Source organism: Microbacterium invictum (assembly GCF_014197265.1).
GTDB classification, from domain to species: domain Bacteria; phylum Actinomycetota; class Actinomycetes; order Actinomycetales; family Microbacteriaceae; genus Microbacterium; species Microbacterium invictum.
The window spans coordinates 733,449-757,411 of the sequence record NZ_JACIFH010000001.1; the positions used below are offsets into that span (position 1 = coordinate 733,449).

Below are 23,963 nucleotides of genomic sequence, written 5' to 3' on the forward strand. Positions count from 1 at the left end.
ATGGACAAGTTCACCACGCACACCGGCGTCGCCGCTCCGCTGAAGCGCTCCGCCGTCGACACCGACCAGATCATCCCGGCCGTCTACCTCAAGCGCGTCACCAAGACCGGCTTCGAGGACGCCCTGTTCTCCAGCTGGCGCCAGGACCCCGAGTTCGTGCTGAACCAGCCGGCGTTCCAGGGTGCGTCGGTGCTGGTCGCAGGACCGGACTTCGGTACCGGCTCGAGCCGTGAGCACGCCGTATGGGCGCTGCGCGACTTCGGGTTCAAGGTCGTGCTGAGCCCCCGATTCGCCGACATCTTCCGCGGCAACGCCGGGAAGCAGGGTCTGGTGACCGGTGTCGTCTCCGAGACGGACATCGACGCCATCTGGGCGAAGATCGACGCCGAGCCCGGCATCGTGATGACCGTGAGCCTCGAGGACCGCACGGCACGTATCGGTGACCTCCAGGTGGGTTTCGAGATCGATGATTACACTAGGTGGCGGCTCCTCGAAGGGCTCGACGACATCGGGCTCACACTGCGCAGCGCGGATGAGATCGCTGCGTTCGAGGCGCGCCGAGAGGCGTGGCGACCCCGGACGATCCCCGTTCCGTAGCCCGACTCCGGCTCCTCACAAGGGAGTACGGCAGAATACTTTCCTCGAGACCAAGTGAGGCCCATCGGATGAACACACTCCTCAGCGCGTCGGCATCATCGCACCCCGGCGGCGGGGAGGGCGAGCTTCCGGGCGAGATCCTCTCGATCCGCGGCGGCCGACCGCTGACGGGTCGTGTCGATGTGAAAGGTGCGAAGAACCTCGCCACCAAGGCGATGGTCGCCGCCCTCCTCGGCGGCACCGAGAGCGTCCTCCGTGACGTCCCGGTGATCAGTGACGTCCAGGTCGTACGGTCGCTCCTCGAGGTGCATGGCGTCACGGTCACCGACGACGGCGAGGGCGTGCTGCGCCTCGACCCGAGCGGCGCCGAGTCCGCGCACATGGAGGAGATCGACGCCCATGCAGGGGCCTCGCGCATCCCGATACTGTTCTGCGGGCCGCTGCTGCACCTGCTCGGTCAGGCCTTCATCCCCGACCTGGGTGGATGCCGGATCGGCGACCGGCCCATCGACTTCCACCTCGATGCACTCCGTGCTTTCGGCGCGGTCGTCGAGAAGCTGCCCAGCGGCATCCGGCTGTCCGCTCCTGACGGGTTGCACGGCGCGGACATCGAACTGCCGTACCCGAGCGTCGGCGCCACCGAACAGGTCCTGCTCACGGCGGTGCGCGCGAAGGGCACGACCGAGCTGCGGGGAGCGGCCATCGAACCCGAGATCATGGATCTCATCGCAGTGCTGCAGAAGATGGGCGCGATCATCTCGTATGAGCCGAACCGCGTCATCTTCATCGAGGGTGTCGACAGCCTGCGCGGGTACGACCACCGCTGCATCTTCGACCGCAACGAAGCAGCGTCCTGGGCATGCGCCGCGCTGGCGACCGACGGCGACATCTTCGTCGGCGGTGCGAAGCAGCAGGAGATGCTGACGTTCCTCAATGTCTTCCGCAAGGCCGGCGGCGACTTCGACATCGCCGAGGACGGCATCCGCTTCCGCCGTGGCGGTGCGCTGAAGCCCGTCGTGGTCGAGACCGACGTGCACCCGGGGTTCATGACCGACTGGCAGCAGCCTCTCATCGTGGCGCTGACCCAGGCCGACGGCGAGTCGATCGTGCACGAGACCGTGTACGAGAACCGCCTCGGCTTCACGCGGGCACTCGTGCAGATGGGCGCCGACATCGTGGTCCACCCGGAGGGCATCGCCGCGCCCGACCGGCGGGTGCCGCGTCGTGCGCTCGAGCAGGCGGCCGTCATCAACGGACCCACTCCGCTGCACGGCGCCGATGTGGTGGTCCCCGACCTGCGCGGCGGGTACAGCTATGTCATCGCCGCACTCGCGGCCGAAGGCGAGTCGACCGTGCGCAACATCGGCATCATCCGCCGCGGCTACGAGAAGTTCCTCGACAAGCTGACCGCGCTGGGCGCCGACTTCGACGTGGTGGGCTGAAGCGGTGGGGGGCAGCCCGCGTCGGCGCGCGTCGGCCGAGAAGACGCGACCGAGTGTCTTCTGGCCGGCCGCCGCGGTGGTCGTGCCGCTGGTCGGGCTGATCGCCAAGATCGAGGTCGACGGTGGCGAACACCTGCCGCTCGAAGGGCCGTACGTGCTCGCCCCCAACCACTACAGCGAGTTCGATCCGGTCATCGTCGCCGCCGCCACCTGGCGCCTCGGCCGCGCACCGCGGTTCATGGCGAAGGAGAGTCTGTTCACGGTCCCCGTCCTGGGCTGGCTGCTGCGCGCCACCGGCATGGTCCCCGTCGCCCGCACCTCATCGGCGGGATCGGCCAAGCAGTCCGTCGAACAGGGCGCGGCGCTGATCGAGCACGGTCGTGGCGTCATCGTCTATCCCGAGGGATCGCTCACCCGCGAGCCCGACCTGTGGCCGATGCGCGGCAAATCCGGAGCCGTGCGGCTCGCCCTCGCCGGCGACATCCCTGTCATCCCGGTCGCGACGTGGGGCGTCCAGCAGATCCTGCCGCGCTACGGCAAGCTCAGCCTGTGGCCTCTCCGCAAGCGCATGCGGGTCAAGCTCGGTCCGCCCGTCGACCTGTCGGCCTTCCGTCTCGACGACACGGTGGCCCGTCGCGGTGCGAGCAACATGAACGCGGCGACCGATGCCATCATGGCCGACATCGCCGGTCTGCTCGGCGAGCTGCGTGGGCAGACGCCGCCCGCCGAGCGCTGGAACCCCGCCGATCACGGGCAGAAGGAGACGGGTCGCCTTGAGTCGTAGGCATGAGGCTTCGATGCCCCGCATCGCCGTCGTCGGCGCCGGCAGCTGGGGCACCACGTTCGGCAAGGTCCTCGCCGACGGCGGCGCACATGTCACCATGTGGGCGCGGCGTGCAGAGCTCGCGCAGGAGATCCACGAGGGAAAGCGCAACAGCGAGTACCTGCCCGGCGTCAACCTGCCGCGCACGATGACAGCCAGCCACCACCTCTCCGAGGCGCTCGAGGGGGCCACGCAGGTCTACCTGGCCATCTCGAGCCAGGCGCTGCGCCAGAACCTGAAAGCCGTGCGCCCGCTCGTCAGCAGCGCCGACGTGCCGATCGTCTCGCTCATGAAGGGCGTCGAGAAGCGTACCGGACTGCGGATGAGCCAGGTCATCGAGCAGGAGCTCGACTGCGACCCGGCGCGCATCGCCGTGGCATCCGGACCCAACCTGGCCCTCGAGATCGCGCGGGAGCAGCCGACCGCCGCCGTCATCTCCTCGACGAGCCGCGAGACGGCCGAGGCCGTCGCCCGGCGCGCCCGCAACAGCTACTTCCGCACGTTCGTGAACACCGACGTCATCGGAACCGAGTTCGGCGGCGTACTCAAGAACCTCATCGCCGTGGCGATCGGCATCGTCGACGGTGTCGGATACGGCGAGAACACCAAGGCGTCCATCATCACGCGCGGCCTCGTCGAGATGACCGACTTCGCCGTCGCGCAGGGTGCTCAGCCCGAGACGCTGCAGGGACTGGCGGGGCTCGGCGACCTGATCGCCACGTGCCAGTCGCCCCTCAGCCGCAACAACACCGCCGGCCGCCTGCTCGGGCAGGGGTACAGCTTCCAGGATGTCGTCAAGCAGATGAACCAGACGGCGGAGGGACTCGGCTCGGTCGCTCCCATCCTCCAGCTGGCCAGGGAAGCGGGCGTGCAGATGCCGATCGTGGAACAGGTCAAACGCGTGCTCGACGGCACCATGAACCCGCGTGACATCGCCCCGCACCTGACCACAGACGACGAACGGCCTACGGGCGAGAGGACCCAGAATGAACACAGCGACGGTGGCGGTGCTCTTCGGCGGTCGCTCAAGCGAGCATTCGATCAGCTCCGCTACGGCGGGGGGAGTGCTTCGCGCGATTGACCGTGACCGCTACCGGGTGATCCCCATCGGCATTACCCGCGATGGCGCCTACGTCCTCGAAGACGACGATCCCGGCAAGTTCGCTCTCGATCCCGCGCACCTGCCCGAGGTGCTCGACAACGGCACGCGCATCATCTGGCCAGACTCGGCGCGCTCGCGCGAGCTGCGGGTGCGCGGCGCCGACGGCACCGAGCGGTCGCTGGGCGACGTCGACGTGGTGTTCCCCATCCTGCACGGGCGGTTCGGCGAGGACGGCACGATCCAGGGGTTCCTCGAGCTGCTCGACCTGCCCTACGTCGGGGCCGGGCTGCTGATGTCGGCGATCGCAATGGACAAGCACACCACCAAACGCATACTGAAGGCCGCCGATGTGCCCGTCGCGCCGTGGTGGAGCGTCACCCGCCGCGACGTCGAGCACGACGACGAACTGGTGCGTCGCCGCGTGCGATCGCTGGGGCTGCCCGTGTTCGTCAAGCCCGCGCGTGCGGGGTCGAGCGTCGGGGTGTCGAAGGTCGCGGACTGGAGCGAGCTGGATGCCGCGCTCGAGGCCGCGTGGGCCGAGGACGACACCGCGCTCGTCGAGCAGGCCGTGATCGGCCGCGAGATCGAGTGCGGTGTGCTGGCGGGCCGCGACGGCGGTGACACGCGGGTGAGTGTCGCCGGGGAGATCATCCTGGACGGCCCGGACTTCTACGACTTCGAGGCGAAGTACCTCGGCGGCGCGGGCGCCGAACTGGTCTGCCCCGCCGACCTGCAGCCGGGCGAGCTCGCCGAGATGCAGAGGGTCGCGGCCCGTGCCTTCGAAGCGGTCGGAGGCGAGGGGCTCGCCCGCGTCGACTTCTTCTACACGGGCACCGAGTTCATCGTCAACGAGGTGAACACGATGCCGGGGTTCACGCCGATCTCGATGTTCCCGAAGTGCTGGATCGCCTCAGGCATGACCTACGAGCAGCTCGTGAGCGAGCTGATCGAGATGGCCCACAGCTGACGCGTCAGGGCTCGACCGGCTCGGGCACGGGCGTCGCCTCGGTGCGCGGCACGCACGTGCGGCCGGGCTCGATGAACTGCCGGACGATCGGTGAGATGACGTCCAGCACCGTCCGGCTCGACACTCCGGTGCCGCCGTCGGTGGACGTGTCCAGGTACAGCTCGACAGCGGGGGAGCGCCCGTAGGTGGTGACCCGGAAATGGGGCGCCTCGGACTCGTCGATGACCCAGTCCACACCGTCGACCTCTTCGCAGCGCAGTGTCGTCGGCCCGGGCTCGTCACCGCCGCACGTGAAGAGGATCCGCGAAGGGGTGCCCCACGACGCCGTCGACTGGGCGTCGGTCCAGCGACGGTCTTCACCGCTCAGCGTGTCGGGCAGCCGCACCATCAGCTCCGCACAGAGCGGGTTGTTCGCGTCGTCGCCCGGAACCATCGACACGGTCGACGAACACCCGGTGAGGACCGAGGCTCCGGCCACCGTCAGCGCGAGCAGGGCGATGCGGGGACGGGACACCAGTCCAGGCTACCGTGGAGGGATGCCCACCCAGGTCGATCAGATCGACGGCGAGACCGTCGGTCAGCTCAGCGAGAGCGCGCTGCTCGCCCGCATCTTCGCGGTGCTGCGGGGCTCGTCAGAGGCCCTCGTGGGCCCCGGCGACGACGCCGCAGTCCTGGCCGTTCCCGATGGCCGAGTGGTCGTCACCACCGACACCCTCGTGCACGGACCCGACTTCCGCCTGGCGTGGTCGAGCGGCAGCGACCTCGGCTTCAAAGCGGCAACCGTCAATCTGGCCGACATCGCGGCGATGGGGGCGCGGCCGACGGCCCTGGTGGTGGCGCTGGCGGTGCCGGAGGACACGCCGGTCGCCTTCGTCGCCGACCTCGCCGCCGGACTGCGTGAAGCGTGCGACACGCTGTCGCCGGGGTGCGCGGTCGAGGGTGGCGATCTCACCGTGTCGGACACGCTGACGATCGCCGTCACCGCGCTCGGCGTCCTCGACGGTCACGAACCGGTGCTGCGCTCGGGCGCCCAGGCCGGCGAAGTCGTGGCGGTCTGCGGTGAGCTCGGCCGCGCGGCGCGGGGTCTGCGGCTGCTGTTCGACCGATTCCGGACGGATGCCGGGGACCCGGTGCCGGTGGACCGTTCGCGCCTGAGCCCCGAGGAGTCGGCCGACCTCGACGCACAGCTGCGCCCCCGCCCGCCGCTGGCGCACGGTCCGCTGGCCGCGCGTTCCGGGGCGAGCGCGATGATGGACGTCTCGGACGGGCTCGTGCTCGACGCGCGACGGATGGCGGATGCCTCGGGCGTCACGATCGACATCACGGATGTCGCCGACCCCGATGCCCTGGGAGGCGGCGAGGACCACGCGCTGCTCGCCGCCTTCCGCACCGGTGACGTGCCCGAGGGCTTCCGCATCATCGGCGTCGTGCGCGAGCGCGGGGACACGGCTGTCACGGTTGCCGGGCACGGCTATGACGGCACCGGCGGCTGGGATCCGTATCGCGACTGGGACGCGCATCGCGGCTGACGCGACTCAGGGTGCCGCGACGACCCACCAGAGGGCTGTGTCCCCATACCGCCTCTGGCGGTCGTGGCTGAGTCCCGGCGGGAGCGTGGGCTCGGGGGAGCGGGAGGCGCGCTCGACGATCACCACGGCATCCGGCGCCAGGCGCGGCACGAGAAGTGCGAGCGTGGCCGTCAGCTCCGTCTCGTCGAGGTCGTACGGCGGGTCGAGGAAGGCGAGGTCGTACGTCGCCGCGGCCGACCGCAGGAACTGATCGGCGCTCGCCCGGTGCACGCGCACCCGGGCGTCCGGAACGGCCCGGAGCACGGCGCGCGTGTTGCGCTCCGCGATCGTGGCCGCACGGGCGTTCCTCTCCACGAGATCGGCTGCCGTCGCGCCCCTGCTGACGGCCTCCAGCGCGAGCGCTCCCGAGCCGGCGTACAGGTCGAGCACCGTGCCGTCGAGTCGACCAGCCGCCTCCAGGCTTCCGAACAGCGATTCGCGCACGCGGTCGCTGGTGGGTCGGGTTCCGGCATCCGGAACCGCGAGAGAGAGCGAGCCGGCGCGCCCCGAGATGATCCGCGTCACGGTCTCACGATATCGGGGCCGCTTCCTCGCCATCGTCGGGCGAGGTGCGGGGCGTCTCGTCGCGCAGCCGCGGTTCGCTCCGAAACTCCGGGCGGAGGCCGGCCTTGTCGGCGTAGAACGCGCGGATGCGGTCCATGTCACCGGCGACATCGCCGGTGAGGTCGAGGGTGGGCCCGAGTCCCGTGGTCATCGTCGTGCGATCCACGTAGCCCAGCGTGACGGGCATCCCGGCCTCGTGCGCGATGCGATAGAAGCCGCTCTTCCAGTGCGCATTCGCGCCGCGCGTGCCGTCGGGGGTGACGACGAGCCCGAAGACGTCGCCGGAGTGCACCCGCGCGACCACCTCGTCGACGATGCGGCCGGCGTCGGCACGGTCGACGGGGATGCCGCCCAGCCGTCGCATGACCGGGCCCTTCCACCCGGCGAACAGGCTCGCCTTGCCCAGCCAGCGCACATGTATCCGCAGCCGCCAGGCGATGGCGAGCATGAGCACGAAGTCCCAGTTCGAGGTGTGCGGCGCGCCGATCAGCACGGTCGGTCGCGACGGGGCGGGCTCGGTCTTCAGCGTCCAGCGGCTGAAGAACCAGTAGACGCGGGCCAGGAAGTGCGTGATCACCGTCTCACCGTAGGCGGTGCGGGCTGTGCGTGCACTGTCGGTGACCGTGCCTAAACTCGTCTCATGCCGCCGGTGACCCTCGAGACCCCCCTCGACGGCGTCCTGGGCGAGCAGTCGGCCAAGTCGCTCGCGCGGGCGTTCGACATGACCACGGTCGGTGACCTGCTCGACCACTACCCGCGCCGGTACGCGCGCCGCGGTGAACTCACGCCCATCGCGTCGCTGGCGGTCGGCGAACTGGTGACGATCGTCGCCGAGGTGCGGTCTGTCTCATCACGCCGCATGAAGCAGCGCAAGGGCACGATCGTCGAGGTCGTGATCGGCGACGGGATCGGCACGGTCAAGCTCACGTTCTTCAATCCCAAGGCGGCTGGTCCGCTGAAGGTCGGGTACCAGGGCATCTTCAGCGGGCAGGTGAGCATCTACAACGGCCAGAAGCAGTTCGCCCACCCCGCGTTCGAGCTCTTCGACGACGAAGAGTCGGCGCGGCTGACCGCCGAGGAGAAGCGCCACCGTCCGATCCCGCTCTACCCGGCCACCAGCGCGCTGCCCAGCACGAAGATCGCGAAGTTCGTCGAGAAGGCGCTCGGCGAGATCGGCGACGTGCCCGAACCGCTGCCCGACGCAGTCCGCCGGAAGCATGGGCTGCTCGACGCCCGCACAGCACTGGCGCACATCCACGCGCCCGACACCATGGAGCAGATCGAACCGGCGCGGCAGACACTGCGCATGCACGAGGCGTTCGTGCTGCAGGCGGCACTGCTGCAGCAGCGTCAGGAGGTGCGCGCGCTGACGGCCACGGCCCGGCCCGGCGGCACGCTGCTGGAGCGGTTCGACGCGGCGCTCGGTTTCGCGCGCACGCCCGACCAGATCGCCGTCGGCGACCAGGTCGCCGAAGACCTCGTGGGTCCGTGGCCGATGAACCGCCTCGTCCAGGGTGAGGTCGGCTCGGGCAAGACGCTGGTGGCACTGCGGGCGATGCTGCAGGTAGCACAGTCCGGCGGGCAGTCCGCGCTCATCGCCCCCACCGAGGTGCTCGCGGCGCAGCACCTGCGCTCCATCGCGCGCATGCTGGGCCCGCAGCTCGCGCCAGAGCTCATGCCGACGCTCCTGACCGGGCAGATGCCGGCCGCCGAGCGCCGCAAGGCCGCTCTGCGGGTGGCGTCGGGTCAGGCGCTCATCGTGGTGGGCACGCATGCGCTCCTCAGTGCGTCGACGACCTTCGCCGATCTCGGCCTGGTCGTCGTCGACGAGCAGCACCGCTTCGGCGTCGAGCAGCGTGAGACGCTGCGGGCGAAGGGCTCCTCCCCGCACGTGCTGGTGCTCACCGCCACACCGATCCCGCGCACCGTCGCGATGACGGTCTTCGGCGACCTCGACGTGTCGACGATCCGGACCATGCCTGCCGGCCGCGCCGGGATCTCGACGTTCGTGGCGCCCCTCGCCGAGAAGCCGGGCTGGTTCGGCCGGGTCTGGGATCGTATCGCCGAAGAGGTCGCGAAGGGCTACCAGGCATTCGTCGTGTGCCCGGCGATCGACGCCGAGGCGTCCGTCAAGGCGAACGACCCCGAAGCGCCCGTCGCCGCTGCGGTCGAGGGCGAGCAGGCCAAGACCCGCTGGGGGGTCGTCCAGGTGAGCGAGCTGCTCGGGCGCCTCCCGGCGTACGGCGACATCCGCTACCGGACTCTGCACGGAAAGATGCCGTCGGAGGAGAAGGATGCCGTGATGCAGGCATTCGCCCGCGGTGAGATCGATGTACTCGTGGCCACCACGGTCGTCGAGGTCGGTGTCGATGTGCCCAACGCCTCGACGATGGCGATTCTCGAAGCCGACCGCTTCGGCGTCTCGCAGCTGCACCAGCTGCGCGGCCGGGTGGGCCGCGGGTCCATACCCGGGCTGTGCCTGCTCGTCACCGAGGCCGATCCCGGCAGCCCGGCACTCGCGCGGGTCGAGGCCGTAGCGAGCACGACCGACGGCTTCCTGCTCGCCGAAGTCGACCTCGAGCTGCGCGGCGAGGGCGATGTGCTCGGCGACGCGCAGTCCGGCGCACGGTCGTCCCTGCGCCTGCTGCGCGTCATCACCGACGCCGATGTGATCGTCGAGGCGCGCGAGGCGGCCGAGCGCGTGCTCGACGACGATCCGACGCTGGCACGGCACCCCGGGCTGGCTGCGGCCATAGAACGCCAGGTGGGGCTGCAGGAGCGTGCGGCTCTGGCGAAGAACTAGCCGCCCGGGTCCCCTAGGCTGGGAGTCATGAACAACCGGATCGCTGTCGTCCCCGGCTCGTTCGATCCTCCGACTCTCGGCCACCTCGACGTCATCCGCCGCGCCGCCGCGCTGTATGACGAGCTGCACGTTCTCGTGGTGCACAACCCCGGCAAAGAGGCCATGCTGCCGATCGCGCAGCGGTTGACCCTGCTGGAGCAGTCGATCGCCGAAGAGGGGATCGAGGGCGATGTCGTCGTCGCATCGTGGAGCATGGGCCTGCTGGTCGACTATGCCACCGACGTCGACGCGGGCGTGCTCGTGAAGGGGATCCGCTCGCAGGTCGATGTCGCCTACGAGACGCCGATGGCGATCGTGAACCGCCACCTGGCCCGGATCGAAACCGTCTTCCTCCTGCCCGACCCGGCCCACGCCCTCGTCTCCAGCTCGCTGGTGCGGCAGGTCGCAGCGCTCGGCGGCGACGTCACCCCGTTCGTGCCGGCTCCGGTGGCACGCTTCCTCGACACCGGCGCCCGCGGCATCTGACGTCGTGGTCGGCCCCCACGCGGCCGCAGACGACTACGATGGACGATCGTGACCAGAAAGCGCATGAACGGTCCGTTCATACTCTCCGCCCATGACATCGTCCGCCGGCCCGGTCAGATGCGCGAGTTCGCACTCGACGCGACGTCTCCCGAGAAGTGGGGCGAGGGTCTTCTCGCCGTCCCGGCCGGCCAGCCGGTCGAATTGGACGTGCGTCTGGAGGCCGTCCACGAAGGAATTCTGGTGTCCGCCGAGGTCGCGACGGTGGCATCCGGAGTGTGTGGCCGCTGCCTCACCGATATCACCCAGCCTGTCCAAGTCGAGTTTCAGGAGCTGTTCGGGTATTCTGAAGGGGAAGCGATCGACTTCGAGGTTCAAGACGACCACGTGGATCTTGAAACTCCGGTCAGGGATGCGATCGTCCTGTCGCTTCCGTTCCAGCCGGTCTGTCAGCCGGATTGCCCCGGCCTTGACCCGGCCTCGGGCGAGAAGCTGGCCCCGGGTACCGAGCCGGAAGCCCCGATCGACGAGCGCTGGGCCGCGCTGAAGGCCTACACCCCAGACCACGACGACAACGCACCGCGCCGCGTCGCCGACAACACAGAGAAGAGCTAGCCATGGCAGGTAACCCCCCGAAGCGGAAGGTCTCCCGCTCGAACACCCGCTCGCGTCGCGCACAGTGGAAGGCCGAGGCCCCCGCGCTGGTCAAGACGGTCGAGAACGGCAAGGTCGTCTACAGCCGCCCGCACCAGGCCAAGGTCGTCACCGACTCGCAGGGCACCGAGCTGTTCCTCGAGTACAAGGGCCGCAAAGTCGCCGACATCTGAGACTCGCGGCCGGTGCCGTGACGGATGTCTCAACTGAGCACAGCGTGCTCACCGACAAGCTCGGGGTCCTCGTAGACCCCGAGCTTCTGTCGCTTGCGCTCACTCATCGCTCCTTCGCGTATGAGAACGGCGGTATCGCGCACAACGAGCGTCTCGAGTTCCTCGGGGACTCGATCCTCGGGCAGGCCGTGACCGTGCACCTGTTCACGCACCATCCCGACCTCGAAGAGGGCGACCTGGCCAAGCGTCGCGCGAGCGTCGTGTCCACCGTCGCGCTGGCAGAGGTCGCGCGCGGCATCGGGCTGGGCGACCACCTGCGTCTCGGACGCGGCGAGGACCAGACCGGCGGACGCGATAAGGACTCGATCCTCGCCGACACCATGGAAGCGGTGATCGGTGCCGCGTTCCTCTCCGCTGGCGCCGACGCGGCGACCGCACTCGTGCTGCGCCTGGTCGCGCCGCTGATGGCGGATCCCGAGCGCTATGGCGCCGCCATGGACCCCAAGACGAGTCTGCAGGAGCTCGCCGCGCGCGGCGGGTTCGGCCCGCCGATCTACGTCGTCGAAGCGGACGGCCCCGATCACCACCGCGTGTTCACCGCCACGGTCACCGTCGGCGACGTCGCCCGTGCCGGGCAGGGCTCCAGCAAGAAGCAGGCGGAGATGGCGGCCGCCCTCGCCGTGTGGCGTGAGCTCTCCGCGCGTGCCTGAACTGCCCGAAGTCGAAGTCGTCCGCGCCGGCCTCGCTCCCGCCGTCACCGGCGCCACGATCGTCGGCGTCACCGTGCTCGACGAACGCGCGCTCACCCGGCACGACGGCGACGGCGCTCATTTCGAAGCCGCGCTCACCGGGCGCGCGGTCCGCGCCGCCGCGCGTCGCGGGAAGTTCCTGTGGCTGCCGCTGGATGATCCTTCTCAGGTGGATGCCGGGGGAGTGGATGACGGTGCCGGCACGCGTGCGCTGGTCGCGCACCTCGGGATGAGCGGTCAGATGCTGCTGCGCGCCTCTGGCGCACCGCCGGAACGGCACGAACGTGTGCGCCTCGACATCGAGCATCCGGAGCATGGCGAACTGGCCGTCGTGTTCGCCGACCAGCGCACCTTCGGCTCGCTGGCCGTCGACCACCTCGTCGCAACACCTGACGGTGCACCGGGCGGTCATGGCCTGACCGCGGCATCCGTCCCCCGCCAGGTCACGCACATTGCACGTGACCCGCTGGATCCCGCGTTCGACGACGGCGTATTCGTCCTGCGCGTGCGGCGGACCGCATCGGCCGTCAAGCGCGTGCTGCTGGACCAGACCGCCGTGAGCGGCATCGGCAACATCTATGCCGATGAGGCGCTGTGGGCGGCGCGCATCCACCCCGAGACACCGGGCGCGGCACTGTCGGGGCGCGCCGTCCGGCGCCTGCTGGCCGAGGTGCGCGCCGTGCTCGACAAAGCCCTGGCCGAGGGCGGCACGAGCTTTGACGCGCAGTACGTGAACGTCAACGGTGAAGCGGGCTACTTCGCGCATTCGCTCCATGCCTACGGTCGCACCGGTCAGCCGTGTCCGCGCTGCGGACGACCGATCGTGCGTGTCTCATTCACCAATCGATCGAGCCACTACTGCGCGCACTGCCAGCGCCGGTCCCGCGCGACTCCCAGCTGAAGTCGGGACCCGGGCACTGCGGGCCGATCGCGGCGACGGCTCCGGTCAGTCTGCCTCCTCGAGGTCGAGCTGCCAGGCGCCGGCGACGGTCAGCGGCCGGAAGCCGATCGCCTCGTTGACATCGAGCATGGGCCGATTCTCCTCGGCGTTGAACGTCGAGATCATCGGCGACTCCGGGATCAGCTCGCGCATGCGCAGGATGTTCGCGCACTTGACGATCGTGCCCAGTCGGTGACCGCGATGCTCGCGCAGCACCAGGGTGCCCCACTGGTCCGTGGGGCGGGTGCGGTCCTCCCCGATCGTGAGCTCGTTGTAGGCGACGAGCGTGCCGGTGGGCACGTGCTCGATGGCAGCCACCGAGACGGTGAGCCCGCCGGATCGCATGCGCGTCGCGCCGGATCACCCGCTCGGCGTCCCAGTGCTCCTCGGTGATGGTCATGCCCGCCGATGGGACGTCGGTCGCCATCCGTGACAGCACGTGGGCGAAGCCCGCGCGACGCTCTTCGGGCGTCGGGGCCGTCCAGGCGAGCAGTCGATACGCGTCACCCGCGACGGCCTGCGCGTCAGTGAGCAGCGTGCGCACGGCATCCGGCTCCTGTCGCAGATCGAAGACGCTGTTGCGCTCGACTTGCTGCAGGCGGAAACCGTAGCCGGTCAGCAGCCGGGTATGGACGTCTTCGGCGACGGCTCCGAACCCGGTGGGCGACGCGAGTCGCGCCCCGGGCGCGTCGGGTCGATGGATGGTGTAGGTCTGCACGCTGCGCCGGCCGAGGTCCTCAGCCTCGGCCAGCAGCATCTGCATGAGCGCCTCCTCGACGCCCCTGCCGCGGTCTTCGGGCAGCACGCCCAGGTCGAACTCGAGCTCGGTGGCCCCGGGTTCGGTCGGTGCGGTCAGCTGCAGTGCGCCCACCGCTCGGCCGCCCCGCCGCGCCACGAACCCCCGAATCAGGCGGTAGGTCTGGTCCTGCCACGAGGGCAGCAGCTCGGCTGCCGACCACCGCAGATGGTCCATGCCCAGGTCGCGCTCCAGGGCGGTGTTGATCACGTCCACCATCGCCCGCAGGTCGGCGGCCTCGGCCGCATCGAGTGTGGCCGGGACCGGGACGGCCGTGATGATCAACTCGTCGAGATCGAGGTCGAAGTGGAGGCTCACGCGAGCACCTTCTTCCACCCGGCACTGTACGACGCCGGGGCGAACCCGATCGCCTCGTTGATGTCGAGCATGGGCCGGTTCTCCTCGGCGTTGAAGGTGATCACGCGGGGCGAGTCGGGCGCGATCTCGGCGTGCCAGGTCTTCAGCCCAGCGCATTTGACGAGCATGCCGAGCCGATGACCGCGGTGTTCCTTGAGGACGAGGGTGTCCTCCTGGTGGGTGGCCGCGGTGCGGTCGGCGCCGACGACGAGCTCGTTGAAGGCGACCAGCTCGCCGGTGCCGACATGCTGTGCCGCGGTGACGAGCACCGTCTGCCCGCCGTCGAGATAGCGCTGGTCGTGACGCACGATCCGCTCGGCGTCCCACGTCTCCTCGTCGAACTCCATGTCGGCCGCAGGCACATCGGTGGACATCCGCGACTTGACCCAGGCATAGCCGTCCCGCAGCTCTGCCGGCGTCGGCGCCTGCCATTGGACGACGCGATAGCCGTGCGACGCCGCCAGGGCATCGAGGTGGTGCTGCTCCACCAGGGGCATGGCCGTCCGGAAGTCGAGCACGCTCTTGCGCTCGATCTGCTCGAGCGCATAGCCGTGGCGCTGGTAGAAGCGCGCGGCACGGTCGCGCGGGATGTCGCCGAATCCGGTCGGTGCCGTCAGGCGCTCCCCGGAGGCGTCGGGGTGCTCGGCCCACGATTGCAGGACGGTGCGGCCGTACTCGCGTGCGGTCTGCTCGACGAGGTCGTAAGCCCGCGATCCGATGCCGGCCCCGTGGTGAGCGCGCAGGATCTCGATGAGCCAGTAGGCGTTCTTCGATCCGGTCTCATGGGGGATGTCGACGCCGACGCGGCCGACCACGTCGCCGTCTCGGATGACGAGCCACATGTGCCGTGTCTCGTCGGGGTCGGGCTGGTAGTGGGGGAGGAGTGCCTCCGGTGTCATGGCTTCGTCGTCGTTGCCGGCGATCTCCGCGTACACGATATTGCGCACCCGCATCATCTCGACGAAGTCGGCGGCGTCGTCGGCATCGATCGAGGCGGGCACGGTCAGGGGCCGGAAGCCGACCCCGGTGAGTGCGATGGTCATGAGTTGATCCGTTCGGTGGGTGGGCCCCGGCACGCTGCCGGGGCCCCGCGTCAGATGACAGGGTTGAGAAGGCGGCGCTGCTCCCAGACCCGCTCGCGCTGGGCGAGCTGGCTGGCGAGCTCGTGCCGCTGGACACGCTCGTCCCGGTCGTCGCCGACCGGGCGTGTGCTCCAGATCAGCAGCCGGACCGCAACGCGCATGGCGATGCGGTCGACCGCTGAGGGGCGAGGCGTGCGCCCGAGCAATATCGACGTCTCAGGAGCCGTCGATCGCTGCTCGGACTCGAGCAAGGTATTCATGAGATCTCTTTCGTGGTGAAAGCGCGTGATGGGATGGAGGCCGCGATGGCGGCGGATGCGGGCGCGCAGAGAGCGAGCCGCGGTTGCGGTGGGCCAGGCAGGGACCGTCAGCGGGCAGCGAAGACTGCGAGCAGACGGGATACGCGGAACTCAGCCCGGTGGGCGGAGTCTTCCCCTGCGGCGGTCAGCCGGCGGTGGGAGTGGCCGGAGCCTGAGCGGCGCCGAAGGAGACGATCCCCGCACGAGCAGGCGTGAACGCTTCCGCTTCGGATGTGATGTAGAGCATCATTTCGGGGACCTCCTTTTCTCGACTTCTGACGCGATAGCCGACACTAGACCCGCAACACCGTCTGCGTCAAGACCTGTCCGCTAGCGTTGTGCCGTGATCACTTTGCGGAGGCCGACCGGATGCACCTGAAGAGCGTGACGCTCAAGGGCTTCAAGTCCTTCGCGCAGCCGACCACCTTCGTCCTCGAGCCGGGCGTCACCTGCATCGTCGGGCCCAACGGCTCGGGCAAATCCAATGTCGTGGACGCCCTCGCCTGGGTCATGGGGGAGCAGGGCGCGAAGACGCTCCGCGGCGGGAAGATGGAAGACGTCATCTTCGCCGGTACGGCGACGCGCGGGCCGCTCGGCCGCGCCGAGGTCCAGCTCACGATCGACAACGCCGATGGTGCGCTGCCGATCGAGTACAGCGAGGTCACGATCAGTCGTACCCTGTTCCGCAACGGGGCCAGCGAGTATGCGATCAACGGCGAGACCTGCCGGCTCCTGGATGTCCAGGAGCTGCTGAGCGACTCGGGCCTCGGACGGGAAATGCACGTCATCGTCGGGCAGGGACGCTTGGACACCGTCCTGCAGGCCAGCCCCGAGGACCGTCGCGGATTCATCGAAGAAGCCGCCGGCATCCTGAAGCACCGCCGTCGCAAGGAGAAGACCCTCCGCAAGCTCGAGGCGATGGAGACGAACCTCACCCGGCTGAGCGACCTCGCCGGCGAGCTGCGCAGGCAGCTGAAGCCCCTCGGCAAGCAAGCCGAGATCGCCCGCGAGGCGGCGACGATCGCGGCGGTCGTCCGCGATGCCAAGGCCCGGCTGTACGCCGATGAGCTCGTCGCCCTGCGCACGCAGCTGGCCGATCACGCGCGAAACGAGCAGGAGCGCCACGCCGAGCGCCTCGTGCTGCAGGACGAGGCCGACCAGCTGAAGGCTCGCCTGGAGTCCCTCGAATCACAGCAGCAGTCCGAGGCCGTCGACAAGGCACGCGCTGCCGCGTTCGCACTCGAGCAGGTGCAGGAGCGGCTGCGCGGGCTGTACTCGCTGGCCGGGCAGCGCCAGTCGCTGCTCGAGGACGACGGGCAGCTCGCGGTCGAGGTGACCACGGTGAGCCAGGCGGCGATCGATGAGGCGCGGACCGATATCGATGACATCGCCGGAGGGCTCGGCGCAGCGCAGGATGCCGCCGCCGCGGCCGGCCGGGACGTCATCCGGGCGCGTGCTGAACTGGACGCCTTGGACTCCGACATCGCTGCGCAGTCCGCGCTCGTCTCGGAGCACGACATGCGGCTGACCGCGCTGCGCGGGGCCGCCGATGCCGCGACCTCACGTCTCGAGGCCGTCCGCTCTGCCGTCGAGCGGCAGCAGAACGCGCTCGATGCCGCGCTGCAGCGTCGCGCGGAAGCAGAGGAGGCCCTGGCGGGCGTCGATCCCGGCCTCGTCCCGGAGAGCTCCTCCGCTGAGCATGCGGCGGCGTACGAGCGCGCGCAGCACGACGCGACGGACTGCGAGGCGAAGGTCGGCACGCTGCGGGAGCGACTGCACTCGGCCGAACGCGAAGTCGAGTCGCTCGCCGCACAGGCGGCGGCGCTGGGTCGTGCTCTGGATGTCCGCAATGCCGCCGCGGAGCTGATCGCGCGAGGCGGTCGCGGCATCCGCGGCATCGTCGGCGACGCGGTCAAGGTGCAAGCCGGCTACGAAGCGGCGATCGCCGCGGCGCTGGGGTCCCTGGCCGAAGGGGTTCTGGTCGATGACGCGGCCGCGGCGGTCGAGCTGGCGCGAACCGCACGCGACGCCGACCTCGGCACCGTGGACATCGCTCTGGCCGAGGCGGACTCCATGGCACCCGTGCTGACCGGCGTGGCGGGTGCGATTCCGGCGCGAGACGTGGTCACCGCGCCGGCGGGGGTGCTCGGGGTCCTCGCCTACATTGCGATCGTCGACGATCTCTCATCCGCCCACGAAGTCGGCCGCGCCCTGGCGGCGCAGGGGGCCGGCGGCCCGGTGACCGTGGTCACGCGTGCCGGCGAGGTCGTCACGGAATACACCGTCCGCGCAGGCTCGGGGGCGGGCAGGTCGCGCTTGGAGCTCGCCGCCGAACGCGACGCCGCACGGACCCGCCTGACCGAGATCGACGTCGTCGCCGACTCGCTGCGCGAGGCCCTCGCCGACGCCAAGCAGGCGTGGGAGCAGGCCCGCGCGCGCACGAAGCAGATGCTCCAGGCGCTGCGCGAGCACGATGCCGCGCTGGCGGCGCACACCGAGCAGGTCAACCGCGCCACGGTGCGGCACGAAGCGGCCCTGGCCGAGTGCGAGCGGCTCGAAGCAGGCCTCGCCCAGGCGCAGGGCGCCGTGGCCGACGCCGAGACTGCGGCCCGTGCGGCGGACGAGCAGCTGGAGCGGGCCGTGGCCGCACCGCGTCCGATTCTCGATGCCTCTGCCCGCGACGGCATGCTCGCCACTCTTGAACAGGCTCGGGATGCCGAGATGCGGTCGCGGCTGGATGTCGAGACGCTCCGCGAGCGCGTCCGCGCCGGCGAGGCGCGCGTGGTCCAGCTGGAGCGGCAGCGCGAGCGCGAGCGCTCCGCGGCCGAGGAGGCGGCCCGGCGCGCCGTCATCCGCCGGGCGCAGCGTGAGCTGGCGGCCGAGGTCGCCGAGCAGCTGCCGCCGGTGCTCGATTCGGTGGACCGGTCCGTCACCCAGGCGCGGGTGGAGCTGTCTCTCGCCGAGCAGACGCGCTCGGCGGTCACCGCCGAGCTCACCGAGCTGCGCACCCACGAGACGAACGTCCGCGAGCGCCTGAGCGGCCTCACGGAGAGCGTCCACGGACTCGAGCTCCAGATGCACGAGAAGCGTCTGCACGTCACCAGCCTGCTTGAGCGCGTGGCATCCGAGCTCAGCCTCGACGAGAATATTCTCGTTTCGGAATATGGTCCGGATCAGCCCATACCCGCCGACGACGGCGAGGGTGAGCCGTCACGCTTCGACGTGGCAGCGCAACGTCGCCGTCTGCAGGATGCCGAGCGCAAGCTCGGTCAGCTCGGCCGCGTCAACCCGCTCGCACTCGAGGAGTTCGCGGCGCTCGAGCAGCGCCACGCCTTCCTCACGGAGCAGCTGACCGATCTCACCGAGACGCGCAAGGACCTGCTCACCATCATCGAAGAGCTCGATGAGCGGATGCAGACAATCTTCCTGGCGGCGTTCGAAGACACCCGGGTCGCGTTCGGCGAGGTGTTCCCGATCCTGTTCCCCGGCGGCACGGGCAGCATCTCGCTCACCGATCCCGACCATCCGCTCACCACCGGCATCGAGGTGGCCGTCCGCCCGGTCGGCAAGAAGATCGAGCGGCTGTCGCTCCTGTCCGGCGGTGAGCGGTCGCTCGCGGCGGTCGCGCTGCTCACGGCGATCTTCAAGGCGCGTCCGAGCCCGTTCTACATCCTGGACGAGGTCGAAGCAGCGCTCGATGACGCCAACCTCGGCCGATTGCTCGGCGTGTTCGAGCAGCTGCGCGAGTCGAGCCAGCTCATCGTGATCACGCACCAGAAGCGCACGATGGAGATCGCGGACGCGCTCTACGGCGTGTCGATGCGCCAGGACGGCGTGTCGGCCGTCGTCGGCCAGCGCGTGCGCGAACGCGAGATCGCCTAGCCCGGCACGGCCGGGCGCTCGCCCGGCCCGACTCTAGACTGGACCCATGGCGGAGAACTCCTGGTCGCTCGGCCGCGCACTGCGCGGCATGTTCGTCAAACCCACCATCGACGACAGCACCTGGGACGACCTCGAGACAGCATTGCTGACGGCCGACTTCGGCCCCGACGTCACCGAGCGCATCGTGGACGAACTGCGCGAGAAGGTCGAGCGGTTCCGCACCACCGACCCGCGTGACCTGCAGCGCATGCTGAAGGAGACGCTCGAAGAGCACTTCGCGAAGTTCGACACGACCCTCAAACTCACCGAGCGTCCCGCCGTGGTCCTGGTCGTCGGCGTCAACGGGGTCGGCAAGACGACGACGATCGGCAAGTTCGCCCACTATCTGCAGCGCTTCGGCCGCTCGGTCGTCGTGGGCGCCGCCGACACGTTCCGCGCGGCCGCCGTCGACCAACTCGCCACGTGGGCCGAGCGCGGCGGAGCCGCGATCGTGCGTCCGCAGCAGCAGGGGCAGGACCCGGCATCCGTCGCCTTCCAGACGATCGACTACGCCAAGCAGACCGGCACGGAGATCGTCCTGGTGGACACGGCCGGACGGCTGCACACCAAAGGCGGCCTGATGGATGAGCTCACGAAGATCCGCCGTGTCATCGAGAAGCAGGCGCCCATCAGCGAAGTGCTCCTCGTGCTGGACGCCACGACCGGGCAGAACGGCGTCATGCAGGCCGAGGCGTTCCTGCAGCATGCGGGCGTCACGGGGCTCGTCCTCACGAAGCTCGACGGATCCGCCAAGGGCGGGTTCGTGCTGGCGGTCCAGGAGCGCACCGGCATCCCCGTGAAGCTGCTCGGACAGGGCGAGGGGATCGGCGATCTGACCGGCTTCACACCGCACGTCTTCGCGGCCGCTCTCGTGGAATGAGACCCAACTGCCGCGTCGGGGTCGCGCGCAGGCGCCCAGGCTGGTTTCATGGGCGTATGGCGATCGAGCACGACTACTTCGGCCTGCTGGAGTCTGGCCCGGACGGATCGATCTTCTGGTCGGAGATCGTGGATTTCGGCGACCAGCGGGTGACCGTCGACTTGACCGCGCCCGATCAGGACGACGTGTCCGCGGATGCGCTCGATGTGGCCGCGGCCATGGTGTCGTCCCTCGAGGCGATCGACCTGCGCGCGCGCAACGCCATGGTCGATGAGCTCGACGACCGCACGAGCGAGGTGACCGAGTACATCCTGCAGCAGCAGGAGCAGATGGGCGAGCAGCTCGAAGAGTTCCTGGTCGACGTCTCCGGCGACACCCACATGGATGTCATCCGCTCGCTGGAACTCGTGAGCATGACCATCCTGGCCGACGAGCACGGCGGCAACGATCCGTTCGCGGTGCTCGAGTACGCGCTCGATCGGGATGCCACGGACGAGGTGCTGCTGGTCAACCTCAGCTCCGACGGTTCGGTGCAGTCGGTCACGAGCGCGGACTGAGCCCGCCCGACAGCGGGGTGACCGCGTAGTCCGCCAGCGGGAGCAGGCGGATGCCGTCGTCCTTCGTCGCGGCGGCGATGACCGGCGCGGCCTCCGGGTCGGAACCGAGCACATCGTGCAGGTACTCCTGGACCGCCGCGGTCTCCGCCCGGTTGAGCCGTCGAGGTGCGGGCGCGGCGTCCGCCGTGCCCAGGACGGTCAGAAGCAGGCCGTGCACGCGGGGCAGGCCCGGGCCCATCGGCGCCTGGAAGTAGGGCAGGTCGAGGACGCCGGCGCTCGTCCGGGCGTAGAACGCCAGGCGCCGCGACGGATCGCCGTATACGGGGTGCGGGTCGAAGATATCGGGGCGCTCGACCTCGGCGAGCACGATGTCGGTGGCCGGCTGTGCCAGCCAGTGCGCCACGCCGGCGCGAAGCAGTGCACCGCCGACGCCGCCGCTGCGGCCCTGCGCTCCGACAGCGAGCCAGGCGATGAGGACCGCGCGGTCGTGCTGCTCGCCGACGATCGCCCCCTGGATGTGGCGCCCGTCTGTGGAGACGAGAACCTCGAGGCCACCGGTCTCGGCGGCGTGCAGGAACGCGTCGCGTTCGAGCAGTTCCGCGTCGGGGAAGCTCGGTCGCAGGATGTCGTCGTAGACCAGGCTCAGTACATCCGCGTGCGTCGTCGGTGCGATCATGGCCTCTCCTTGGGTGTGGGCCGGGCCGGGCGACGGGTGCGCGTCCATGCCAGCAGTGCGACACCGCAGCCCAGTGCGGCGACGAGGATGGCTGCCACGAGGACCCAGGAGATGGTGCCGTCCCAGTCCGGGTGACCCTCCTGCAGGATCGACACGAGCCCTGAGATGCCGATGACGGCGAATACGACGCCGAGGATCTCGAACGACCGCGCGACGCGGCGGTCCCGGTCTTCCTGGGCGACCGTCGCCGTGTGCTCACGGCGCTCGCGCTCGGCGTCCAGTGCCGCGCTCTGGGCCGCGTAGGTCTGCTGCATGCGGCGGTGGACGACATCGAGGAGAGGACGCAGCGGGGTGCCGACGACGTCGCGCACGGCTTGGGTGTACCCGGCCCGCAGGCGTGAGTAGCCGTTGGAGGCGAGGACCGTGTCGAGGTCCACCCGAAGCGGTGGTGAGGTGACGATGGCGGGTGACTCGATGAAGAGCATGGTGGCTTCGTTCGACTGCACGAAGGTCTGCAGAGCGAGCTCTGCGCGCTCGATCTTGCGCACCAGCCGCTCGAGGTCGTCGATCACGACGCCTCGGCGGGCCGAGATGCCGTGCGCGCCGGCGCGGTCGAGGGTATCGGCCTTCGCGAGCAGCCGTTCGGCGGTGCGCAGGAGCTTTGCGATCTCCTCGGCGTGCTCGCGCACGGTGTCCTGCCAGCCTTGATACACGCCATGGAGAGTGTGGGCGAAGGTGGCGAAGCTGCCCACCTCGTGCACGGCGTAGGCGGGAGAACTGAAGCTCGCCAGCAGGGTGACGTTGCTGTTCGCGGCGAGCAGCTCACGGTTGAGGTGCAGCAGCGGCCAGGTGGTGACGGCGTCGAGGTCGTACATCGACCAGTCGGCGATGCCGGCAGCGCCGCTGGGCAGCGGATGGATCAGCGGCTGCACACCCCACAGCTCGAGCAGTTCGCTCGCTGCGGTGAGCGGGACGACATGTTCCGGGCCGACGCGAGACGCCGCCAGGACGGTGACGATGACACCGAACGATCCCGCCCGGGCTGCCAGCTTCGGGCCGGTGTCCGCCGCAGCTGCGGGATGGAGTCGCGCGTGGACGGTGTCCAGCAGGGTGCGGACGCCGTCGAGCAGCGACTCCACCACGACCGGCAGTCCCGACAGCGCCGTCCCCGAGGACGTCGTGAGCTGCAGCAGATCCGAGATCTCGGCCAGGTCGCCGTACACCGGCGACGCGAGACTGATGGCCTCGGCGACGCGATACGCGTCGGCCTCGACGAGGTCGATGTCGAGCACCAGGGCATGATTGCCCAGCTGAGACAGCTGTATGCTCGGCCTGATCACCTCGAGCGGATCCGCTGCACCCGGCGTCCGGACGACGAGAGCGTCCAGCTCGATCGTGGCGCCCCGGTATCCGCGGCCGAACGTGTCGGTGCCCTGCCATACGTCGGCCAGGTCGAGGCGGGACCTCACCTCCTTGACGGCGAATCCGCCCAGGAAATCTTCCCCCCGACGCAGGTCTTCTGCAGCGGCGCCGAGCGCCTCGACGAGCGAGATCGGATCGTGGTCTGCGCTGGGACGGATGCCGAACGGGTAGACGATGCGCACACGTCCCTGGTGCACGTGCAACCGATCGCGGGCCCGCGCGGCCTCCAGCGCCTCCCACGCGGCAAGATGCCCCCGCAGTTCGCTGAGGTCTCTGGGCCGGAACTTCGCGGCATCCACTTGCCGACGCAGTTCGGTGAGGCGGGCCTCGGGAGCCTGACCGTTCATCAGTGCGCGCGCCGCGCCCGCACAGGCGGCGACCGTCGCGTAGTAGACGGCTTCGCGTGAGGTCTCGCGAATCAGGGCGGCGCGCGCCGGCGACCCCGGCAGCGCGTCGGCCGCGGCGAGGAGGGCCGCAGCCATCTCGGCAGCGCTGCGGCCGGCCTCCGCCGCGGCGTCGAGCCGTCCGGTGAGCAGCGCTGTCTCGACGCGGAACTCCGTGAGCAGGAAGCGCAGCAGCGCCCAGGCGTGCCGGGTGGTGGCGTCCTGCTCGAGCGGCTCGGCCGCATCGCACACCGTGGTGATCGCGAGGGCCAGCAGCGTGTGGTCCCAGGCGAGTTCCCATGCCTCGTTGACCAGATGCCGCAGGTAGAGGGCGAGGACCGTTCCCCCATCGGGGATCTCCGCTGCGGCCCGCACCGCGGGAGGGAGTCCGCGGCGGAGGTGGTCGGCAGCGGACTCAGCTCCGCCCTCGTCCTCGAAGACCCGTTCCCACCAAGAACCCGACAGCAGTTCGGCCAGCTCTGCGAGCTGCTCCCGGCTGAGCGCGAACGGGTCGGCGCGGCGCGCCTGCGCCGAGAACTGCACGGACAGCCACTCCCGCGCATCGGCGGCCGGCGTGTCGACCTCGGCGAACACGGGTGCATCGAGCAGCACATCGTCGGCGGGCACGGCGTCCTCCAGCATCGGGTTGGTGCGATTCTGCCCGACCCGGCCGCCCCGGCGCGAGG

General features: G+C 70.0%; 23 protein-coding genes and 1 pseudogene. 15 read left to right on the plus strand and 9 right to left on the minus strand.

Annotated elements, in window-relative coordinates:
• The 5 genes from leuD (at position 1) to BKA10_RS03605 (ending at position 4,931) form a co-directional block, all read left to right on the plus strand.
• Positions 1 to 597 (plus strand): 3-isopropylmalate dehydratase small subunit, encoded by a 597-nt coding sequence (leuD, locus tag BKA10_RS03585; protein ID WP_183498627.1) that lies wholly within the window; start codon positions 1 to 3, stop codon positions 595 to 597.
• 68 nt (positions 598 to 665) lie between these two features.
• Positions 666 to 2,039, plus strand: a complete 1,374-nt coding sequence (gene murA, locus BKA10_RS03590; RefSeq protein ID WP_183498628.1) for a UDP-N-acetylglucosamine 1-carboxyvinyltransferase — start codon at positions 666 to 668, stop codon at positions 2,037 to 2,039.
• 4 nt (positions 2,040 to 2,043) lie between these two features.
• Complete coding sequence (locus BKA10_RS03595) at positions 2,044 to 2,823, plus strand: 1-acyl-sn-glycerol-3-phosphate acyltransferase (protein ID WP_183498629.1); 780 nt, start codon at positions 2,044 to 2,046, stop codon at positions 2,821 to 2,823.
• Between the two features lie 13 nt (positions 2,824 to 2,836).
• Positions 2,837 to 3,943 carry an NAD(P)H-dependent glycerol-3-phosphate dehydrogenase gene (locus BKA10_RS03600; protein WP_183498630.1) on the plus strand — a complete coding sequence of 369 codons (1,107 nt, stop codon included), beginning with the start codon at positions 2,837 to 2,839 and terminating at the stop codon, positions 3,941 to 3,943.
• Complete coding sequence (locus BKA10_RS03605) at positions 3,849 to 4,931, plus strand: D-alanine--D-alanine ligase family protein (RefSeq protein WP_183498631.1); 1,083 nt, start codon at positions 3,849 to 3,851, stop codon at positions 4,929 to 4,931. Before BKA10_RS03600 ends, BKA10_RS03605 begins: the two co-directional genes overlap by 95 nt.
• Before the next feature lie 4 nt (positions 4,932 to 4,935).
• Here the strand turns inward: BKA10_RS03605 and BKA10_RS03610 are convergent, their stop codons facing one another.
• On the minus strand, positions 4,936 to 5,445 hold the full coding sequence (locus BKA10_RS03610; RefSeq protein ID WP_248198985.1) for a DUF3515 family protein: 510 nt from the start codon (positions 5,443 to 5,445) through the stop codon (positions 4,936 to 4,938).
• A gap of 22 nt (positions 5,446 to 5,467) precedes the next feature.
• Here BKA10_RS03610 and thiL point away from each other — a divergent pair, with 22 nt between their 5' ends.
• The gene (thiL, locus tag BKA10_RS03615; RefSeq protein ID WP_183498632.1) at positions 5,468 to 6,460 is read left to right on the plus strand and encodes a thiamine-phosphate kinase; all 993 of its coding nucleotides are present in this window, start codon (positions 5,468 to 5,470) and stop codon (positions 6,458 to 6,460) included.
• A 6-nt stretch (positions 6,461 to 6,466) separates the two neighbouring features.
• Here the strand turns inward: thiL and rsmD are convergent, their stop codons facing one another.
• Both rsmD and BKA10_RS03625 read right to left on the minus strand, forming a co-directional pair.
• Complete coding sequence (rsmD, locus tag BKA10_RS03620) at positions 6,467 to 7,024, minus strand: 16S rRNA (guanine(966)-N(2))-methyltransferase RsmD (RefSeq protein ID WP_183498633.1); 558 nt, start codon at positions 7,022 to 7,024, stop codon at positions 6,467 to 6,469.
• A gap of 4 nt (positions 7,025 to 7,028) precedes the next feature.
• Positions 7,029 to 7,640, minus strand: coding sequence for a 1-acyl-sn-glycerol-3-phosphate acyltransferase (locus BKA10_RS03625; protein ID WP_183498634.1), 612 nt, complete (start codon positions 7,638 to 7,640; stop codon positions 7,029 to 7,031).
• A 63-nt stretch (positions 7,641 to 7,703) separates the two neighbouring features.
• On the opposite strand from BKA10_RS03625, the gene BKA10_RS03630 reads away from it, so the two are divergent.
• The 6 genes from BKA10_RS03630 (at position 7,704) to mutM (ending at position 12,865) form a co-directional block, all read left to right on the plus strand.
• Positions 7,704 to 9,866 (plus strand): ATP-dependent DNA helicase RecG, encoded by a 2,163-nt coding sequence (locus BKA10_RS03630; protein WP_183498635.1) that lies wholly within the window; start codon positions 7,704 to 7,706, stop codon positions 9,864 to 9,866.
• 27 nt (positions 9,867 to 9,893) lie between these two features.
• Positions 9,894 to 10,391, plus strand: coding sequence for a pantetheine-phosphate adenylyltransferase (gene coaD, locus BKA10_RS03635; protein WP_183498636.1), 498 nt, complete (start codon positions 9,894 to 9,896; stop codon positions 10,389 to 10,391).
• Positions 10,392 to 10,454: 63 nt separating this feature from the next.
• Positions 10,455 to 11,003 (plus strand): YceD family protein, encoded by a 549-nt coding sequence (locus BKA10_RS03640; RefSeq protein WP_183501047.1) that lies wholly within the window; start codon positions 10,455 to 10,457, stop codon positions 11,001 to 11,003.
• 2 nt (positions 11,004 to 11,005) lie between these two features.
• Positions 11,006 to 11,215 carry a 50S ribosomal protein L32 gene (gene rpmF / locus BKA10_RS03645; RefSeq protein WP_040165203.1) on the plus strand — a complete coding sequence of 70 codons (210 nt, stop codon included), beginning with the start codon at positions 11,006 to 11,008 and terminating at the stop codon, positions 11,213 to 11,215.
• 17 nt (positions 11,216 to 11,232) lie between these two features.
• A complete protein-coding gene (rnc, locus tag BKA10_RS03650) occupies positions 11,233 to 11,925 on the plus strand; it encodes a ribonuclease III (protein WP_183498637.1) in 693 nt (230 codons plus the stop codon).
• A complete protein-coding gene (gene mutM, locus BKA10_RS03655) occupies positions 11,918 to 12,865 on the plus strand; it encodes a bifunctional DNA-formamidopyrimidine glycosylase/DNA-(apurinic or apyrimidinic site) lyase (protein ID WP_183498638.1) in 948 nt (315 codons plus the stop codon). The genes rnc and mutM overlap by 8 nt, the downstream gene beginning before the upstream one ends.
• 45 nt (positions 12,866 to 12,910) lie before the next feature.
• Here mutM and BKA10_RS16595 read toward each other — a convergent pair whose 3' ends face one another.
• From BKA10_RS16595 to BKA10_RS03670, 4 genes and pseudogenes are all read right to left on the minus strand, one after another.
• Complete coding sequence (locus tag BKA10_RS16595; protein ID WP_241739913.1) at positions 12,911 to 13,249, minus strand: hypothetical protein; 339 nt, start codon at positions 13,247 to 13,249, stop codon at positions 12,911 to 12,913.
• A 424-nt stretch (positions 13,250 to 13,673) separates the two neighbouring features.
• Positions 13,674 to 13,919, minus strand: a pseudogene (locus BKA10_RS16890) (GNAT family N-acetyltransferase); the annotation flags it as partial.
• Between the two features lie 95 nt (positions 13,920 to 14,014).
• Positions 14,015 to 15,100, minus strand: coding sequence for a GNAT family N-acetyltransferase (locus BKA10_RS03665; protein ID WP_183498639.1), 1,086 nt, complete (start codon positions 15,098 to 15,100; stop codon positions 14,015 to 14,017).
• A 50-nt stretch (positions 15,101 to 15,150) separates the two neighbouring features.
• On the minus strand, positions 15,151 to 15,399 hold the full coding sequence (locus tag BKA10_RS03670; RefSeq protein ID WP_183498640.1) for a hypothetical protein: 249 nt from the start codon (positions 15,397 to 15,399) through the stop codon (positions 15,151 to 15,153).
• 408 nt (positions 15,400 to 15,807) lie between these two features.
• Here BKA10_RS03670 and smc point away from each other — a divergent pair, with 408 nt between their 5' ends.
• The 3 genes from smc to BKA10_RS03685 are packed head-to-tail and all read left to right on the plus strand — an operon-like array spanning position 15,808 to position 20,796.
• A complete protein-coding gene (gene smc, locus BKA10_RS03675; protein WP_183498641.1) occupies positions 15,808 to 19,320 on the plus strand; it encodes a chromosome segregation protein SMC in 3,513 nt (1,170 codons plus the stop codon).
• Positions 19,321 to 19,366: 46 nt separating this feature from the next.
• Positions 19,367 to 20,239 (plus strand): signal recognition particle-docking protein FtsY, encoded by an 873-nt coding sequence (ftsY, locus tag BKA10_RS03680; RefSeq protein ID WP_183498642.1) that lies wholly within the window; start codon positions 19,367 to 19,369, stop codon positions 20,237 to 20,239.
• Between the two features lie 56 nt (positions 20,240 to 20,295).
• The gene (locus BKA10_RS03685; RefSeq protein WP_183498643.1) at positions 20,296 to 20,796 is read left to right on the plus strand and encodes a DUF2004 domain-containing protein; all 501 of its coding nucleotides are present in this window, start codon (positions 20,296 to 20,298) and stop codon (positions 20,794 to 20,796) included.
• Here the strand turns inward: BKA10_RS03685 and BKA10_RS03690 are convergent.
• Both BKA10_RS03690 and BKA10_RS03695 read right to left on the minus strand, forming a co-directional pair.
• Entirely contained in the window at positions 20,780 to 21,472 is a 693-nt protein-coding gene (locus BKA10_RS03690) for an N-acetyltransferase (RefSeq protein WP_183498644.1), read from the minus strand. The genes BKA10_RS03685 and BKA10_RS03690 overlap by 17 nt on opposite strands.
• The gene (locus BKA10_RS03695) at positions 21,469 to 23,919 is read right to left on the minus strand and encodes a hypothetical protein (protein WP_183498645.1); all 2,451 of its coding nucleotides are present in this window, start codon (positions 23,917 to 23,919) and stop codon (positions 21,469 to 21,471) included. Before BKA10_RS03695 ends, BKA10_RS03690 begins: the two co-directional genes overlap by 4 nt.
• Positions 23,920 to 23,963 lie beyond the last annotated feature (44 nt).

Bases quoted from the DNA above. Each gene is read 5' to 3' on its own strand.
- leuD (WP_183498627.1), top strand. From the start codon at position 1: ATGGACAAGTTCACCACGCACACCGGCGTCGCCGCTCCGCTGAAGCGC.
- murA (WP_183498628.1), top strand. From the start codon at position 666: ATGAACACACTCCTCAGCGCGTCGGCATCATCGCACCCCGGCGGCGGG.
- BKA10_RS03600 (WP_183498630.1), top strand. From the start codon at position 2,837: ATGCCCCGCATCGCCGTCGTCGGCGCCGGCAGCTGGGGCACCACGTTC.
- BKA10_RS03605 (WP_183498631.1), top strand. From the start codon at position 3,849: ATGAACACAGCGACGGTGGCGGTGCTCTTCGGCGGTCGCTCAAGCGAG.
- thiL (WP_183498632.1), top strand. From the start codon at position 5,468: ATGCCCACCCAGGTCGATCAGATCGACGGCGAGACCGTCGGTCAGCTC.
- BKA10_RS03630 (WP_183498635.1), top strand. From the start codon at position 7,704: ATGCCGCCGGTGACCCTCGAGACCCCCCTCGACGGCGTCCTGGGCGAG.
- coaD (WP_183498636.1), top strand. From the start codon at position 9,894: ATGAACAACCGGATCGCTGTCGTCCCCGGCTCGTTCGATCCTCCGACT.
- BKA10_RS03640 (WP_183501047.1), top strand. From the start codon at position 10,455: ATGAACGGTCCGTTCATACTCTCCGCCCATGACATCGTCCGCCGGCCC.
- rpmF (WP_040165203.1), top strand. From the start codon at position 11,006: ATGGCAGGTAACCCCCCGAAGCGGAAGGTCTCCCGCTCGAACACCCGC.
- BKA10_RS16595 (WP_241739913.1), bottom strand. From the start codon at position 13,249: ATGCGATCCGGCGGGCTCACCGTCTCGGTGGCTGCCATCGAGCACGTG.
- BKA10_RS03665 (WP_183498639.1), bottom strand. From the start codon at position 15,100: ATGACCATCGCACTCACCGGGGTCGGCTTCCGGCCCCTGACCGTGCCC.
- BKA10_RS03670 (WP_183498640.1), bottom strand. From the start codon at position 15,399: ATGAATACCTTGCTCGAGTCCGAGCAGCGATCGACGGCTCCTGAGACG.
- smc (WP_183498641.1), top strand. From the start codon at position 15,808: ATGCACCTGAAGAGCGTGACGCTCAAGGGCTTCAAGTCCTTCGCGCAG.
- ftsY (WP_183498642.1), top strand. From the start codon at position 19,367: ATGGCGGAGAACTCCTGGTCGCTCGGCCGCGCACTGCGCGGCATGTTC.
- BKA10_RS03685 (WP_183498643.1), top strand. From the start codon at position 20,296: ATGGCGATCGAGCACGACTACTTCGGCCTGCTGGAGTCTGGCCCGGAC.
- BKA10_RS03690 (WP_183498644.1), bottom strand. From the start codon at position 21,472: ATGATCGCACCGACGACGCACGCGGATGTACTGAGCCTGGTCTACGAC.
- BKA10_RS03695 (WP_183498645.1), bottom strand. From the start codon at position 23,919: ATGCTGGAGGACGCCGTGCCCGCCGACGATGTGCTGCTCGATGCACCC.